At 71.2% G+C, this 15,093-nt stretch carries 15 protein-coding genes; 7 read left to right on the top strand and 8 right to left on the bottom strand.

Going from position 1 to position 15,093, the window contains the following annotated elements:
* Positions 1–89: 89 nt before the first annotated feature.
* Positions 90–482: an ankyrin repeat domain-containing protein gene (locus tag ACFYRX_RS13580; RefSeq protein WP_389099023.1), complete on the bottom strand. Its 393-nt coding sequence runs from the start codon at positions 480–482 to the stop codon at positions 90–92.
* A 218-nt stretch (positions 483–700) separates the two neighbouring features.
* Here ACFYRX_RS13580 and ACFYRX_RS13575 point away from each other — a divergent pair, with 218 nt between their 5' ends.
* Positions 701–895: a hypothetical protein gene (locus ACFYRX_RS13575; protein WP_046262076.1), complete on the top strand. Its 195-nt coding sequence runs from the start codon at positions 701–703 to the stop codon at positions 893–895.
* A gap of 40 nt (positions 896–935) precedes the next feature.
* The gene (locus tag ACFYRX_RS13570; RefSeq protein WP_389099021.1) at positions 936–2,549 is read left to right on the top strand and encodes a hypothetical protein; all 1,614 of its coding nucleotides are present in this window, start codon (positions 936–938) and stop codon (positions 2,547–2,549) included.
* Between the two features lie 97 nt (positions 2,550–2,646).
* Here the strand turns inward: ACFYRX_RS13570 and ACFYRX_RS13565 are convergent, their stop codons facing one another.
* A complete protein-coding gene (locus ACFYRX_RS13565) occupies positions 2,647–4,146 on the bottom strand; it encodes a PLP-dependent aminotransferase family protein (RefSeq protein WP_389099020.1) in 1,500 nt (499 codons plus the stop codon).
* A 64-nt stretch (positions 4,147–4,210) separates the two neighbouring features.
* Between ACFYRX_RS13565 and ACFYRX_RS13560 the strand changes: the two genes are divergently transcribed.
* From ACFYRX_RS13560 to ACFYRX_RS13545, 4 genes are all read left to right on the top strand, one after another.
* A complete protein-coding gene (locus ACFYRX_RS13560; protein WP_389099018.1) occupies positions 4,211–4,900 on the top strand; it encodes a YitT family protein in 690 nt (229 codons plus the stop codon).
* The gene (locus ACFYRX_RS13555) at positions 4,897–5,664 is read left to right on the top strand and encodes a glycerophosphodiester phosphodiesterase (RefSeq protein ID WP_389099016.1); all 768 of its coding nucleotides are present in this window, start codon (positions 4,897–4,899) and stop codon (positions 5,662–5,664) included. Before ACFYRX_RS13560 ends, ACFYRX_RS13555 begins: the two co-directional genes overlap by 4 nt.
* A 66-nt stretch (positions 5,665–5,730) precedes the next feature.
* Entirely contained in the window at positions 5,731–7,086 is a 1,356-nt protein-coding gene (locus ACFYRX_RS13550) for an MFS transporter (RefSeq protein WP_389099015.1), read from the top strand.
* A gap of 267 nt (positions 7,087–7,353) precedes the next feature.
* Entirely contained in the window at positions 7,354–7,728 is a 375-nt protein-coding gene (locus ACFYRX_RS13545; protein ID WP_003977404.1) for an RNA polymerase-binding protein RbpA, read from the top strand.
* A gap of 94 nt (positions 7,729–7,822) precedes the next feature.
* Here the strand turns inward: ACFYRX_RS13545 and fxsA are convergent, their stop codons facing one another.
* The 4 genes from fxsA to ACFYRX_RS13525 all read right to left on the bottom strand — a co-directional run bounded on the left by fxsA (position 7,823) and on the right by ACFYRX_RS13525 (position 11,931).
* A complete protein-coding gene (gene fxsA / locus ACFYRX_RS13540; RefSeq protein WP_389099014.1) occupies positions 7,823–8,389 on the bottom strand; it encodes an FxsA family membrane protein in 567 nt (188 codons plus the stop codon).
* Between the two features lie 72 nt (positions 8,390–8,461).
* Positions 8,462–9,256 (bottom strand): polyprenol monophosphomannose synthase, encoded by a 795-nt coding sequence (locus ACFYRX_RS13535; protein ID WP_389099013.1) that lies wholly within the window; start codon positions 9,254–9,256, stop codon positions 8,462–8,464.
* 547 nt (positions 9,257–9,803) lie between these two features.
* Positions 9,804–11,390 (bottom strand): amidohydrolase, encoded by a 1,587-nt coding sequence (locus ACFYRX_RS13530; RefSeq protein WP_389099011.1) that lies wholly within the window; start codon positions 11,388–11,390, stop codon positions 9,804–9,806.
* A gap of 100 nt (positions 11,391–11,490) precedes the next feature.
* Positions 11,491–11,931 carry an Lrp/AsnC family transcriptional regulator gene (locus ACFYRX_RS13525; RefSeq protein ID WP_124002917.1) on the bottom strand — a complete coding sequence of 147 codons (441 nt, stop codon included), beginning with the start codon at positions 11,929–11,931 and terminating at the stop codon, positions 11,491–11,493.
* A gap of 267 nt (positions 11,932–12,198) precedes the next feature.
* On the opposite strand from ACFYRX_RS13525, the gene ACFYRX_RS13520 reads away from it, so the two are divergent.
* Positions 12,199–12,639, top strand: coding sequence for a hypothetical protein (locus ACFYRX_RS13520; protein WP_389099008.1), 441 nt, complete (start codon positions 12,199–12,201; stop codon positions 12,637–12,639).
* Between the two features lie 10 nt (positions 12,640–12,649).
* Here the strand turns inward: ACFYRX_RS13520 and ACFYRX_RS13515 are convergent, their stop codons facing one another.
* The gene (locus ACFYRX_RS13515) at positions 12,650–13,744 is read right to left on the bottom strand and encodes a phosphotransferase family protein (RefSeq protein WP_389099007.1); all 1,095 of its coding nucleotides are present in this window, start codon (positions 13,742–13,744) and stop codon (positions 12,650–12,652) included.
* A 36-nt stretch (positions 13,745–13,780) separates the two neighbouring features.
* Positions 13,781–14,896, bottom strand: a complete 1,116-nt coding sequence (locus ACFYRX_RS13510; protein ID WP_389099005.1) for a hypothetical protein — start codon at positions 14,894–14,896, stop codon at positions 13,781–13,783.
* Between the last annotated feature and the right edge of the window lie 197 nt (positions 14,897–15,093).

Genomic DNA, 15,093 nt, shown 5'->3' with positions numbered 1-15,093 from the left:
TCGGCACTTCCGTCTGCCGCGACCGAAATTTCGGCGGCCCTGTACCGCCTCCCCCGTTTTCTGTGTTTCAGCTGGTCAGAACATGCGGATCAGTGTGCGCCGAACAACTCGAGCAGTTCCGCCCGGCCGAACATCCTGGCGGTGTCGACGGCGGACGGGGTGCCCTCGGAGGGGTCGGCGCCACCCTCCAACAAGGCCTCGATGACATCCGTGGAGCCCTTGAAGACGGCTCCGGCGAGCGGTGTCTGCCCCCGGTCGTTGACGCCGCCGGCCGCCGCTCCCCGGGTCACCAGGGCGCGCACCGCGTCCGCGTGGCCGTGGTAGGCGGCAAGCATCACGAGCGAGTCCCCGCGGTCGTTGGTGAGGCCTGCCGGAACGCCCGCGTCGACGTACGCCACGAGAGCCTCGGTCTGCCCCTGCCGGGCCAGATCGAAGATCTTCGTCGCCAGCTCCACGACCTCGGGGTCGGGGGCTTCGCTCATCGGCCGGTCCGCCTCTCATACAACCGTTCAGGTGAATCGCAAGGGTACTGGCTCGCGCGGCAGATGACCCGAAGTGCCGGAGGTAAGGATCACCACGGCTCCGCCAACTTGGTGAAATCGACAGAATTTCACTCATTTGCACCTTTTGTCGTATGGATACATGCTGTGATCCTGGAAGTACTCATGGTGACTGTCCCCCGCGAACCAGGAGCACTCAAATGATCTTCTCCATCTCCGGTGTCGTACTGCTCGGCATCGTCGTCTTCATCTTCTTCCGCAAGGACGGACTCAAGGCGTCGCACGCCCTCGTCGCCGCCCTGTTCGGCTTCTACCTGGCCAGCACGGCCATCGCCCCGAGCATCAAGGCCGGCGGCGAGAGCCTCGCGAGCCTCCTCGGCGGCATCAAGTTCTGACGCCGTCCCTCCCGTCCGTACGCACCTTCAGGAGACAGCAGTGGTCCGCCGCCCCCTCCCCCGCATCCTGAGCACAGGCAGCGCACAGATCGCCCGGAGCCGGGAGCTGGCCCGGACGGCGGCCGACAGCGCCACCGACGTCCTCCATCCGCTGATCACGATCACCCGTGGCCTGCGCCGACTGGCCTCGGCCGGGCGGCGCAGGTGGGCGGAGACCCCCAAGGACAGGCGCGGACCGCTGCTTTTCCTGGTGGCCTCGGTGGTCCTGGTCGTGGCACTCGTGCCGTACGGCCCGCTGCTCGCCGTCATCACGCTGATGGCGGCGGCAGCCTGGCAGGGCCGGGACCGCAGACCGCCGGAGCCGGAAGGACCCGACGAGTCGCAGACACAGCGCCTCCAGTCGCTGTACGAAGCGCTCGTCCCGTACTTCTCGGCGGCCGAGGACCCGGCCCCGCTGTACACGCACGGCGGCGAGTGGGAGAAGGCCTTCCCCGCGTACGACTTCGACGGCACCGGCCGGATCACCCATCTGGTGATCCACTACCCGGCGTACTTCACCGACGGCGAGGCCCAGTCCCGGGCCCGCATCGAACAGTTGCTGCACGCCAAGTCGGGGCGTGGGCGCGAATACCACTTCGTCTGGGACGAGGAGGGCAACCAGCTCACGGTCTCCGTCCTCGCCCCGCTGCCCACCGACATCGCCGCCCAGCGTTTCGTCACCGCCCCCGGCGAGACGGTCCTCGGCTTCACGGACCCCACCCAGGTCCAGCGCACGCTCCCGCTCGGCTACGGCGACGAGCAGCGCGACGTCCCACCGGTCGTGTGGCGCACCGGCAGCCGCTCCACCGAACCGCACCTCCTGGTCATGGGCCAGCCGGGCAGCGGCACCTCGACCCTGCTGCGCTCGATCGCGCTCCAGGCCCTGCACCACGGCGACATCGTCGTCGTCGAGGGCGGCGGCACCGGCGAGTACGCGTGCCTGACCGGGCGGGACGGGGTTCTCGCGGTGGAGTGCGGGCTTGCGGGTGCCCTGGCGAGCCTGGAGTGGGTGGCCACCGAGACGGAACGCCGCCTGATCGCGACCAACCGGGCCCGCCAGGCCGGCCACCCGCCGCCGGACGACACCACCCGCCCGCTGTGGATCCTCCTCGACCGTCCGAGCGCCTTCACCCATCTGGCGGCCGCGGACGGCACCAAGGATCCGCAGTCCCTGCTTCAGGTCCCCCTGCGGCACGGCCGTGCGGCGAACGTCACCGTGGTGGTGGCCGACCAGTTCGACAGCGCCGAGGCGTTGAGCGATCCGGTACGGCAGCACACACGCGCGCGTGTCGTGCTGGGCCCGGCGACGCCGGACCAGTTGGAGGCCGTCCTGGGAACTCCCGCGCACACGACTCCGGTCACACAGGTCCCACCCGGCCGCGGCTACGCCCGCCTGGGCAACGGCCCGGTCCACCGCCTTCAGGTCCCGGCGACTCCGGATCCGTACGACGAGGCGACGAGCGAGGCGCATCGGCAGGCGGTGCTGTCGTTGCTTCCGCCGCGGACGGCACCGGCGGACGGGGAGACGGTTCCCGTGGAGGCGGAGGCGGTCCCCGCGGAAGCGGTGGTCGCGGAAGCGGTGGTCGCGGAAGCGGTGGTCGCCGAAGCTCCGTAGCCATCAGAGGGTGTCGTGCGGCTGCGGCTGCGTGGGGGTTGGTCGCGCTCACGCGGCCGTAGCCGCATATCGACACGGCCCCGCGACCACACTTCATTCACGCGACGAACGTACGAGGTGCCTCGCCGCCCCCGGATCCCCCGCTCTCCACCACCCGCGCCGCCGCCGCCAGCCGTGCCGCAGCCTCGTCGGCCACCGCGCCTCCCACCGTGAACGGGAGCCGCACATAGCCTTCGAACGCCCCGTCGACCCCGAACCGCGGCCCTGACGGGACCCGTACGCCCACCCGTTCCCCGACCTCCGCCAGCCGCGAGCCGGACAGCCCTCCGGCCCGCACCCACAGGGTCAGGCCGCCCTGCGGCACCTCGAACTCCCACGAGGGCAGCTCCCTGCGCACCGCCGTCACCAGCGCGTCCCGGTTCTCCCGGGCCTGCTCCCGCCGCAGTTCCACCGCCTGCTCCCACCCCCCGGTGCTGAACAGCCAGTTCACGGCCAGCTGCTCCAGTACAGGCGTCCCGAGGTCGGCGTAGGCCCGCGCGGCGACCAGGCTGCGGATCACGTCCGGTGCCGCCCGCACCCACCCGATCCGCATCCCCGCCCAGAACGCCTTGCTGGCGGAGCCGACGGTGACCACGGTGGACCCGGCCGGGTCGAAGGCACACACCTGCCGCGGCATCGAGACGTCCTCGTCCAGCCACAGCTCGCTCATCGTCTCGTCCGCCACCAGCACGGTCCCCGCGGACCGCGCCGCCTCCACCAGCTGCCGCCGCTGGTCCTCGTCGGCCAGCGCACCGGTCGGGTTGTGGAAGTCGGCGACCACGTAGGCGATCCGTGGTGCCGCGTCCCTCAGCACCTGCCGCCAGCGGTCCACGTCCCAGCCGGTCAGCCCCTGCGCCATCGCGACGGGCACGAGCCGGGCGCCGGCCTCCCGCATCAGCTGCAGGATGTTGGCGTACGAGGGCGACTCGACGGCGATCCGCTCGCCGCGTCCCCCGAACAGATGACAGATGGCGTCGATGGCGCCCATCGCCCCCGTGGTGACCATGATCTGTTCCGGCATGGTCGGGATCCCGCGCGCGCTGTACCGCTCGGCGATCATCGCGCGCAGCGCGGGCAGCCCGGCCGGGTAGTCGCCGTGCGTGTGGGCGTACGGGGGCAGCTCCTCCAGGGCGCCCTGCACCGCACGCGTCAGCCACGGCTCGGGGGCGGGCAGTGCCGCGCAGCCCAGGTCGATCATCGAACCGAGGGCCTCAGGAGGAAGGGGTTCCAGGCCTCGCGCGGGGAGGGGGTTGCCTGCCGGGACCGCCGTCCAACTGCCCGCCCCGCGCCGGGACTCCAGGAAGCCCTCGGCTCGCAGCGCCTCGTAGGCCGCCGCCACGGTCGTACGGCTGACGGACACGGAGAGGGCCAGCTCCCGTTCCGCGGGAAGCCGGGCCGCCACCGGAACCCGCCCTTCCAGGACCAGCAGGCGGATGCCGTCGGCGAGGGCGCGGTAGGCCGGCGGTCGGCGCGTGCCGGGGCCCGCCGGGCGGTCCTGCTGGGAGTTGAGCAGCCGGGCAAGCTGCGCGGCACCCACCGCCGAGGTCCACTGCGCCACTGAAATCAGTCCACCTTCCCCGAATTGGCCATGGATGACGTGTCATCCCAAGCCACAGGGTGTCATGCGTCAGGCCACTACCACCACAGGGGGACCCACCTTGTCCACGCAGAGCCGTCCGGGACGACGGTTGATCCAGCTGTACGTCGGACTCGGCCTGTACGGGGCCAGCTCCGCGCTGCTCGTCGAGGCGGGCCTCGGCCTGGAGCCCTGGGGCGTGCTGCACCAGGGGCTCGCCGAGCTGACGGGGCTGTCGATCGGTGTCGTGTCGATCATCGTGGGCGCGGCAGTGCTGCTCCTGTGGATCCCGCTGCGCCAGCGGCCGGGCCTCGGCACGGTCTCCAACGTCTTCGTGGTCGGCATCGCCATGGACGCCACCCTCGCCGCGGTGCCGGCTGTGCACGGTCTCGTCGTGCAGGTCCCTCTTCTCCTCGCCGGGATCGCGCTCAACGGTGTGGCCACCGGTCTCTACATCGCCGCCGGCTTCGGCCCGGGCCCGAGGGACGGTCTGATGACCGGTCTGCACCGGCGGACGGGACGCTCGATCCGGCTGATGCGGACCGCGGTCGAAGTGGCCGTCGTGGTCACGGGGTTCGCCCTCGGCGGCACCATCGGCATCGGCACCGTCCTGTACGCGGTGTCGATCGGACCGCTCGCCCAGCTCTTCCTGCGGGTGTTCGCCGTCCCCCCGGCATCCGAGGGCAGCACGGTCGTTGCCACCGGGCAACCGCAGGGAGCGATACTGCGTCCGTGACCTCGCGGATACGCCACCCCTACCTCGACCATCCCGGCCCCATCCCCTTCGCCCACCGGGGCGGGGCGGCGGACGGTCTGGAGAACACCGCGTTCCAGTTCCGGCGGGCGGTCGAGGCGGGTTACCGGTACCTGGAGACGGACGTCCACGCGACGGCGGACGGCAAGCTGGTCGCCTTCCACGACACGACGCTGGACCGGGTGACCGACGGCGCGGGCCGGATAGCCGACCAGCGCTGGGCGGCCGTACGGCACGCGCGCGTGGCGGGCAAGGAGCCTGTGCCGCTCTTCGAGGAACTCCTGGAGACCTTCCCCGAGGCGCGCTGGAACGTCGACGTCAAGGCCGAGCCCGCTCTCCAGCCGCTCCTGGAGCTCATCGAGCGTACCGGCACCTGGGACCGGATCTGCGTCGGCTCCTTCTCGGAGGCACGGGTGATGCGCGCCCAGCGACTGGCCGGGCCACGCTTGGCGACGTCTTACGGCACCCGGGGCGTGCTCAATCTGCGGCTGCGTTCATGGGGAGTGCCGGCGGCGCTGCGCCGCTCGGCCGTCGCCGCCCAGGTGCCCGAGGCCCAGTCCGGCATCCCGGTGGTCGACCACCGCTTCGTGCGCACCGCCCACGCGCGCGGGCTCCAGGTGCACGTGTGGACCATCAACGAACCCGATCGCATGCACCGGCTCCTGGACCTGGGAGTCGATGGCATCATGACCGATCACATCGACACACTGCGCAAGGTCATGGAGGACCGGGGCATCTGGGTCTGACCCCCGTCCGGCCCGTCCCTCCCCCGGCCCGCGCACGGCACCTTCACGGGGGAAGCGAGGGCACGGGTGGGCACCGACACCGTGCGGACGGGCTCGGCGGACGAGGCCGCCGAACGGCGGCGCGAGCAGCGCGGCTGGTACTTCTACGACTGGGCGTGCTCGGTCTACTCGACGAGCGTGCTCACCGTGTTCCTCGGCCCCTATCTGACGTCGGTCGCCAAGAACGCGGCGGACGCGGACGGATATGTCCATCCGCTGGGGATCCCGGTGCGGGCCGGCTCCTTCTTCGCGTACTCGGTGTCCCTGTCGGTGATCGTCGCCGTGCTGGTGATGCCCCTGGTGGGCGCCGCCGCCGACCGCTCCGGCCGCAAGAAGCCCTTTCTGGCCGCTGCCGCCTATACCGGGGCCGCCGCGACGACCGCCATGTTCTTCCTCGGCGGCGAGCGGTATCTCCTCGGCGGCATCCTGCTGGTCGTCGCGAACGCCGCGCAGTCCGTGGCGACCATGCTCTACAACTCCTACCTCCCGCAGATCGCCGCACCCGAGGAGCGCGACGCGGTCTCCTCCAGGGGCTGGGCGTTCGGCTACGCGGCGGGCTCCCTGGTCCTGGTGGTCAACCTCGTCCTGTACACCGGCCACGAGTCCTTCGGCCTCTCGGAGAGCGCGGCGGTCCGCATCTGCCTGGCCTCCGCGGGACTGTGGTGGGGCGCCTTCGCCGTGATCCCGCTGCGACGGCTGCGGGACCGCCGTGCCACCCCGGAGCGGGCGAAGGAGTCGACCGCCCCGGGGTTGCGGCAGCTCGCGGCGACCGTCCGTGACATGCGCCGCCACCCGCTCACACTCGCCTTCCTGCTGGCGTACCTGATCTACAACGACGGCATCCAGACCGTGATCTCCCAGGCGTCCATCTACGGCTCCGAGGAACTGGACCTCGGACAGTCCACGCTCATCGCGGCCGTGCTCCTGGTCCAGGTGCTCGCGGTGGCGGGGGCGCTGGCGCTCGGCCGACTCGCCCGGCTGTACGGGGCCAAACGCACGATCCTGGGCTCACTGGTCGCCTGGGCTGGGGTCCTGGGAGCCGGATACTTCCTGCCCGCCGGCGCGCCCGGGTGGTTCTTCGTCCTCGCGGCCGGCATCGGACTCGTGCTCGGCGGCAGCCAGGCCCTGTCCCGCTCCCTGTTCTCGCATCTCGTCCCGCCCGGCAAGGAGGCCGAATACTTCTCTGCATACGAGATGAGCGACCGGGGCATGAGCTGGCTGGGCCCGCTCCTGTTCGGGATCACCTACCAGCTGACGGGAAGCTATCGGGACGCGATCATCTCGTTGGTGGCCTTCTTCGTCATCGGATTCCTGCTGCTCGCAAGGGTCCCGGTGCGACAGGCGATCAGCGACGCGGGCAATCCCGTACCGGAAAGGATTTAGCGTTCAACACGAAAGCGCTGTAGTGTACGCGTTTGGCCTGCCAGGCGTACCGTTACTGCGCGTCAAAGATGCCGAAACGTTGGGTGATATCTGTTAGCAGATGTGACAAACCGGGCGCTGGTGGGTACAACAAGGGGCGGCTACGACGGCGACGCGTTGCCCGGGACGGGACCCGGAACGGGAATCTTTACCGCCGACCGGACGTTGACCGGATGACGACGACAGCGACACCTGTCCTGTGGGCGACAAGCCCGGGAGGCACGATTCATGAGTGAGCGAGCTCTTCGCGGCACGCGCCTCGTGGTGACCAGCTACGAGACGGACCGCGGTATCGACCTGGCCCCGCGCCAGGCCGTGGAGTACGCATGCGAGAAGGGGCATCGTTTTGAGATGCCCTTCTCGGTCGAGGCGGAGATCCCGCCGGAGTGGGAGTGCAAGGTCTGTGGGGCCCAGGCACTCCTCGTGGACGGTGACGGCCCTGAGGAAAAGAAGGCCAAGCCCGCGCGTACACATTGGGACATGCTGATGGAGCGACGCACTCGCGAGGAACTCGAAGAGGTCCTTGAGGAGCGTCTGGCGGTTCTGCGTTCGGGGGCGATGAACATCGCAGTTCACCCCCGGGACAGCCGCAAGTCGGCCTGAGCGGGACACAACAGCACATACGAGAACCCGCGGGCGCGGTACGTGATCTACGTACCGCGCCCGCGGGTTTTCCGCTGTCTGCCCCGCGGTCGGCTCAGCGTGTGAGCGGTGGGCGCGGTCCCTGCGGGGCGCCGTCGTCCGGCTGGTCGCGGACGATGACCTCGCCCTGGACCACCTTGCCGTCGGGGCGCTGCATACGGGCCTGCTGGAAGGCGTCGCCCAGGGTGCCCGGCACGGCCTCGCGCAGTTTGCGGTCGAAGGTCCGCTCGGCATAGCGGCCGACGGCCTTCTGAACGGGCGGGATCAGCAGGAGCAGGCCCAACGCGTCGGAGACCAGGCCGGGGATCATCAGGAGCAGGCCGCCCAGCATCATCAGGCCGTTGCCCCCGCTGCCCGAGCCCGACGGGGCGCCGCCCCGCTGGAGCGCCTCGTTCAGGTTCTGGAAGGCGCGGCGGCCGGCCCGCTTGATCACCACCGAGCCGAGCACGAAGCCGGCGACCAGCAGCAGGAACACCGAGAAGCCGCTCGCCGCGCCCGCGACCACGGTCAGCAGCCAGATCTCCAGCACCAGCCAGGCGGCGACGCCCAGCGGCAGGAAGGTGCGCAGTCGGGAACGGCGGGGCCGGACGGGGTACGTCGGAGTGGGAGCGCCTGTCGTCATACGTCCAGTGTGCCTGGGCGCGCCTCAGCACGGGATAAGGGGACGATCAACCGCGGCTGTGAGGTGGCAGGACTACGGCTGTGCGCGCTTTCCCCGGGCGGTGATCCTGCCGACCCGCTCCCCCACACCCCAGGTGGTGACCCGCCACAAGGCCTCGACGAGGATGTCGCGGCTCATCTTGGAGTCGCCGAGTTCGCGCTCGACGAAGGTGATGGGAACCTCGACGACGTGGTAGCCGGCCTTGACCGCGCGGCGCGCCAGGTCGACCTGGAAGCAGTAGCCCTGGGAGGCGACGTCGTCGAGGCCGAGGCCTTCGAGGGTCTCGCGGCGGAAGGCGCGGTAGCCGCCGGTGATGTCCCGCAGGGGCAGGTCGAGGGCGACACGGGAGTAGAGGCTGCCGCCGCGGGAGATGAACTCGCGGGACTTGGGCCAGTTCACGACCCGGCCGCCGGCCACCCAGCGGGAGCCGAGCACCAGGTCGGCGCTCTTGAGGGCGGTGAGCAGCCTGGGCAGTTCCTCGGGCTGGTGGGAGCCGTCGGCGTCCATCTCGACCAGGACGCCGTAGCCGTGCTCCAGGCCCCAGTGGAAGCCCGCGAGGTAGGCGGCGCCCAGGCCTTCCTTGCCCTTGCGGTGCAGGACCTGGACGTGGTCGTCCTCGACGGCCAGTTCGTCGGCCAGCTTGCCGGTGCCGTCGGGGCTGTTGTCGTCGGCCACGAGGACGTGCGCCTCCGGGACGGCCTTGCGCACCCGGCCGACGATGGCCTTGATGTTCTCCGCCTCGTCGTAGGTCGGGATGATCACCAAGGTCGTGCCGAGCGGGCCGAACCGCCTCTCCTGTGCTGTGAGAGTCCCGTCGCCGTCGTTCACCGCTGCCCCTTCGAGTCATTGCGCAGGCATCCACCATAGTGGGCACGGCCTGCGATGACGTGACAAGGCGTTCGTATGCTGGTGTCGTTTCCACAAGAGCGGGGTAAGAGTCCGATTTTCACCCTTGTGGATTCGTGATCCCTGCTGCGGATGGGGGCCCGGCGCCCTTCGGGCCGACCTGGGGCCCGCTGGCTGCGGGTCGACCGAAAGCCGTTGTCTACTGAGCGCCCGGGCCCCACCCGGGTCACACCTCCCCGGCCGGACGGAACGTTCCCTCGCCGTGGCGCGAGCGCTGAGCCTGGCTCCCAGTGGCGGTGCTCCGGTGCGGTACACCGTCCCTGACCCAGCGGCGCTGCGACGACTGGGTGGAGGTTCCCCGGTCGGGTGTCCGGTGGTGGACCCGGCCGAACCTACCGGCCTCCTGCCGTCGCCTGTCAACAGTCGTCCGACCTGCGCATCTGCCACCAACGTGCTGGTCAGCGGGGAGGATGCGCAGGTCGCGCGACAGGGGGCGGGCGGCCGATCGGTGCCGCGCCACCCCCGGAGATCACTCGCCCGGCCCTACGAAGACGGTCCGTCCGCCGACCACGGTGCGCAGGCAGACGGGGAGGTCACGGCCCGGCGTCAGGTCGGGCAGACCGGGGGTGCCGGAGCGGGGGTCGGTGGACCAGCGGGCGACCCGGTCGTCGGGGGCCTGCACGACCAGTTCATCGGTGCGCCAGACGGCGTAGTCGGCGGGGGCGCCGGGCACCAGGACACCCGCGTCGTCGCGGCCCACCGCACGCCAGCCGCCGCGGGTGTGCGCGGTGAAGGCGGCACGCACGGAGACGCGGTGCTCGGGGGTCCGGTGGAAGGCGGCCGCACGGACCGTGCCCCACGGGTCGAGGGGGGTGACGGGGCTGTCGGAGCCGAAGGCGAGCGGGACACCGGCCCGCAGAAGGGCCGCGAAGGGGTTCAGACGGCCCGCCCGCTCCCGGCCGAGGCGCCGGACGTACATGCCGTCCTCGCCGCCCCACAGGGCGTCGAAGGCGGGCTGGACGGATGCGGTGAGGCCGAGTTCGGCGAAGGCGGCCACGGCGTCGGGGGTGAGCAGCTCGGCGTGTTCGACCCGGTGCCGGGCGGCGCGGACGCGGGCGAGGCCGAGCTTCTCGGCGGCGGCGCGGACGCCCTCGACGACGGTGGTCACGGCCGCGTCGCCGATCGCGTGGAAGCCGGCCTGGAGGCCCGCCTCGGTGCAGGCGGTGACATGGGCGGTCACGGCGGCCGCGTCCAGGTAGGCGATGCCGGTGTGGCCGGCGTCGGTGTACGGCTCGTGCAGACACGCGGTGTGCGAGCCGAGGGCGCCGTCCACGAAGAGGTCTCCGGCCGCGCCGACCGCGCCGAGCTGCCGGGCCTTGTCGACGTCCTGCTCGGCCCAGTACCCGACGACCCGGGGTCCGGCCTCCTCGGCGGCCAGCCGCAGCAGGCCCGTGAAGTCGTCCTCGGAGGAGATCTCGGGCCCGGCGCACTCGTGGACGGTGCCGATGCCCAGGGAGGCGGCGTGGGCCAGGGCGGCGCGCTGGGCCTCGACGCGTTGGGAGGGGGTGACGGAGCCGAGGGCGGTGGCGCGGACGGTGTGGTGGGCGTCGGCGGTGAGGGGGCCGTCCAGGCGCCCCAGGGACGTCATGTCGAGCAGTGCCGTCGTCACGACCGCCGAGTGGACGTCGATCCGGCTCAGATACAGGGGGCGGCCGCTCGTCGCCTCGTCGAGCTCGGCGCGCGTGGGCGGGCGGCCGCCGGGCCAGCGGGCGGCGTCCCAGCCGTGCCCGAGCAGGACGCGGTCGTCGGGGCGGGCGGTCGCGAAGTCCCGTACGAGGCTCAGGGCCGCGTCCAGGGAGGGGGCGTCGGAGAGGTCCAGGCCGGTCAGGGCGAGGCCCGTGGCGGTGGTGTGGACGTGGGCGTCGGTGAACGCGGGGGTGACCAGGGCGCCGTCCAGGTCGACGGTCTCGTCGACGCCGTCCGCGAAGGCGTCCGCGGCGCCTTCCGAGCCCACCCAGGCGACTTGGCCCCGCTCCACGACCATCGCGGTCGCGAACGGGTCGGCGGGGCTGTGGACCTCGCCTCGGCGCAGGAGGACGGTCTTCGGTTCACTCATGGGGACAGTTTTGCAGGGGGCCCTCGCACCCCGGAGGTGCGGGTGCACGGCCGGATGCCGGTGCGTCGGCCCTGGTCGCGTCCGTGCGGCGGTGGTTCGTTCAGATGCGCGGCGGCCTTGCCTCGTACGGGGTCGACAGGACCACCGTGGTACGCGTGGAAACCCCTGCCAGTGACCTCAGGCGGGCCAGCAGCTCCTCCAGCTCGTGCGGGGTCGAGACCCGCACCTTGAGGATGTAGTTCTCGTCGCCCGCGACGCTGTGGCAGGCCTCGATCTCGGGGACGCCGGACAGGCGGTCCGCGATGTCGTCGGGGGCGCTGGGGTCGAACGGTTTCACCGAGATGAAGGCGGTCATGGGCAGGCCCACCGCCTCGGGGTCGACCACCGCTGCGTACCCGCGGATCACACCGCGCTGCTCGAGCCGTCGCACCCGCTGGTGCACGGCCGAGGTGGACAGGCCGGTGGCCTTGCCCAGGTCCGTGTAACTCATCCGCCCGTCCTTGACGAGCAGCTGCACGATTTGTCGGTCCAGCTCCTCCATGGCGCAAGAACCTACAGTGCGCCTGATCTCCACCGGTACCTGAGCGGCCCAGGTCATGCCCGGTTCGTGATGTGTCCGGGCGTTGCCCGTGTGCCGCCCGAGGGACAAAGCGACCGCGACGGGCACCTGCGAGTGGCATGTGACGAAGGCCACACCCCCGCGAGGGCCTCCGTGATGGTCTCGTGATTACCGCCATGACGGGGCGGGAAGTGCTTGCTGTGGTCGAGGCCGCAGTGCCTTCACGGCCCAGCCCTAGGGGGAGAACCCATGCAGAGTCTTAAGCGCCCTGGACGTACCGCACCCAAGCGACTCCAGGCGGTTGCCGACCTCGAACCGGAAGGCGTCGAACCCGACGCCCTCGACGACGAGGACTTCGACGTGTACGACACGTTCGAGATGTACCGGGTGATCTGCCCGGACTGCGCGCAGCCCATCGCCCTGCTGGCGGACGAGGAGAAGCTGCCGGAGCACGCACTGTGCGCTTCACCGTGGAACCCGTTCGGCCTGACCGTCTGCACCGGTACGGGCCGCAAGGCCTCCGAGGCCCGGTCGGCGGACGAGTCGGCGGAGCCCCAGGAGCAGGACACCGCCCTGCTGTTGACGCTCCCTCAGGGACTCGACTGGCGGACCCAGCCCTTCTCGCACGTCGGCGGCCCGGGCTCGCGCCCCGTGCGTGTCGTGCCGGTAATGCCCCGCCAGGCCGCCTGAGCCGCTCTCTTCAGTCCCAGTAGCTGCCCTGCACCATGGCTCGCAGGCTGCCGTGGTGCAGGATCAGTGTGTCCGGGTCCGCCGGTAGGGCGGTCTCTCCGAAGTGGACCTGGCGGTAGGCGATGCGCAGCATGACGATCGCGTGCCGCAGCGCGGCGTACAGCGTGAAGAAGTCCATGTCGTGCGGTGTGTGGCCGGTGAGGTCGGCGTAGCGGGCCTCGATCCGGTCGCGGCGCAGGAAGCCCGGCAGTCCGCGCTGGCCGAAGGCGACCGTCAGATCCTGGAAGAAGCGGTGCAGATAGACCGTCCAGCCCAGGTCGACCTCGCGCGGGGCCAGGGCCGCCATCTCCCAGTCCAGTACGGCGACCGGGTCGAAGCCGTCGTAGATCACGTTGCCGATGCGCGCGTCGCCCCAGTTGACGACGGGTGGGCCGGGATCGCGCGGCCAGAGTTCCTCCAGCCGGTCGAAGGACTGCTCGATGAGCGGTGAGCGGGCGAGTCCGTCGACCACCCAGTCGTAGTAGACGTGTTGGGCGGTGACATGACGGCGCAGTGCGTCGCCGTCCCCGGGCAGTTCCAGGAACTCGGCCTCCACTGGAGGCACTTGGTCGTGCAGTCGGGCCAACAGCCCCACCGTGGACGCCTCCAGGTGCTCACGCTCGGCGTCACTCGCGGAGTGCAGCCAGTTGCCCTCGTAGGTGTAGGGCATGACGTCCGGCGGCACACGCCCGGCCACGCGTTCCATGACGAAGAAGGGTGCTCCGAGCGGGCCGGGGTCCTCTTCCAGCCACTGCACCCTCGGCACGGGCAGGTTCGAGAAGCGGGCCACGGCCCGCATCGTGCGGTACTGGCGGACCATGTCGTACACCGGGAAGACCGTGTACGCCGACGGGTCCGCGGCGAGCCTCAACGCACAGGATCGCAGCGGCGGTTCGGGGTGTTCGATGTCGAAGAGCAGGGTCTCGCTGGACAGGCCGTTCGTTGCGGGGACGGTGACGCCGACGGCCTTCGCTCCGGGCAGCCGGGCGGCTAGCCAGGTGGTGAGACGTTGGGCGAGTTCCTCGGGGTCGCGGGTGGTGGTGCGGGGGCGGGGTGCCGTGGCCATATCGTCGTCTCCCTCCCGGAGAACACCTGAACTCCCTTATGGGGCAACCGAGTCGAAGCCGGTGAAGCCGCTCGGGTCGTGTCGGCCGAACGAGCCGTGCTCGAAGATGCCGTGACCGGTGCGGCCTTCCAGCCGGAAGCGGGCGGCATGGTCGGTGACGCCGTAGCCGGCCAGGGCGTGCGGCTCGGTGAGGTCGTAGGTGTGGCGGTCGGTCCAGTCGCGGCCCCGCCAGGTGCCGTGCTGCCAGTCGTCGGCGGGGGGATAGCCGGCGCCGAGCGCGAGCGGCGAGGAGGTGAGGACCTCCACGTCCAGCTCCATGGGTTTGCGGGGGTCGCCGAGGCGGACGAGGGCGCGTTCCGGGTGGCGGGTTCCGGAGCGGTAGGTGATCTCGGTCTGGGGCCAGCCGAGTTGGCGGTCACGGTGGCCGGGGCGGACGAGGGTCGCGTCGTTGAGGGCGCGGTAACCGTCGGCGTCCTCCTGGACGATCACCATGAGGAAGCGGTCCCCCAGGTGGACCGGGCTCCAGATCCAGTGGAAGCCCTCGGTCGGATGGTCCTCGGCGAGCCGGCCGCCGTCCTCACCGGGGACCGGGCGCACGCCCCAGCTGCGGTCGCGGGTTCCGGTCCAGCGGTTGGGGGTCAGCTGGATCTCCTCCCCGCCGACACGCAGCACGCCGTGACACCGGCCGGCCTGGACGAACCGTTTTCCCTCCAGGGTGAGGCGGCCGCCGCGCCGCTGCTGGTGGTGCGGCTCCCACAGCGGCGGGAAGTCCGCCGACCATCTGATCCTGAACGACAGTCCGTCCGGATCGTCGGGGTCCGGATCGCACTGCAGGACGAACTCGCGGAGCGGCTGCAGCACGCCGATGGTCACGGGACCGACCCGGAGCCGCATCCGGTCGTCGCCGAGCGCGTCCGAGGCGCGCACCGCGTGCAGGGTGTCGCCGAGGCGGAGCGTCGCGTAGGCGTCGATCACCCCCAGGTTGGGGTACACCCCGAGCCCGAGGATGAGCAGGGCGCGCCCCTCGTCGTCGATGACGTGGAAGATGCAGCGGTCGTAGGCGTTACGGTCCCCCGTGGCCACGTGCTTCATCGACAGGGGCACCTGGTGCACGGGGTACTCGTCGAGCGGTACGGGGCGGTCCTCGGACACCTCAAACTCCCTGTCCTGCAGCTGCGCTGACGGTACGTCAGACAGCTGACGGAGGCCAGATGCACGGCCGTGAACGCACGCTCGATTCCCGGAACCGGTGACCCCGCCGCGGGAAGCCGCGTTGCCCCGGCATGACCTCCGCATACGCACCGTTCGCAGAATCGGTTGCGCTGACTCCGCCCCTCGCGCCGCCGGCC

This window comes from Streptomyces sp. NPDC005374 (assembly GCF_042872225.1).
Classification (GTDB): Bacteria; Actinomycetota; Actinomycetes; order Streptomycetales; family Streptomycetaceae; genus Streptomyces.
The sequence above is the reverse complement of the archived record's forward strand: the minus strand, read 5'-3'. Positions and strand labels throughout refer to the sequence as shown.

What these genes read in the sequence shown, in the direction of transcription:
- ACFYRX_RS13525 (WP_124002917.1), bottom strand. Translation starts at nt 11,931, where the DNA reads ATGGAGGAGCTGGACCGACAAATCGTGCAGCTGCTCGTCAAGGACGGG.
- ACFYRX_RS13580 (WP_389099023.1), bottom strand. Translation starts at nt 482, where the DNA reads ATGAGCGAAGCCCCCGACCCCGAGGTCGTGGAGCTGGCGACGAAGATC.
- ACFYRX_RS13520 (WP_389099008.1), top strand. Translation starts at nt 12,199, where the DNA reads ATGCAGAGTCTTAAGCGCCCTGGACGTACCGCACCCAAGCGACTCCAG.
- ACFYRX_RS13515 (WP_389099007.1), bottom strand. Translation starts at nt 13,744, where the DNA reads ATGGCCACGGCACCCCGCCCCCGCACCACCACCCGCGACCCCGAGGAA.
- ACFYRX_RS13560 (WP_389099018.1), top strand. Translation starts at nt 4,211, where the DNA reads ATGCGTCAGGCCACTACCACCACAGGGGGACCCACCTTGTCCACGCAG.
- ACFYRX_RS13545 (WP_003977404.1), top strand. Translation starts at nt 7,354, where the DNA reads ATGAGTGAGCGAGCTCTTCGCGGCACGCGCCTCGTGGTGACCAGCTAC.
- ACFYRX_RS13575 (WP_046262076.1), top strand. Translation starts at nt 701, where the DNA reads ATGATCTTCTCCATCTCCGGTGTCGTACTGCTCGGCATCGTCGTCTTC.
- fxsA (WP_389099014.1), bottom strand. Translation starts at nt 8,389, where the DNA reads ATGACGACAGGCGCTCCCACTCCGACGTACCCCGTCCGGCCCCGCCGT.
- ACFYRX_RS13530 (WP_389099011.1), bottom strand. Translation starts at nt 11,390, where the DNA reads ATGAGTGAACCGAAGACCGTCCTCCTGCGCCGAGGCGAGGTCCACAGC.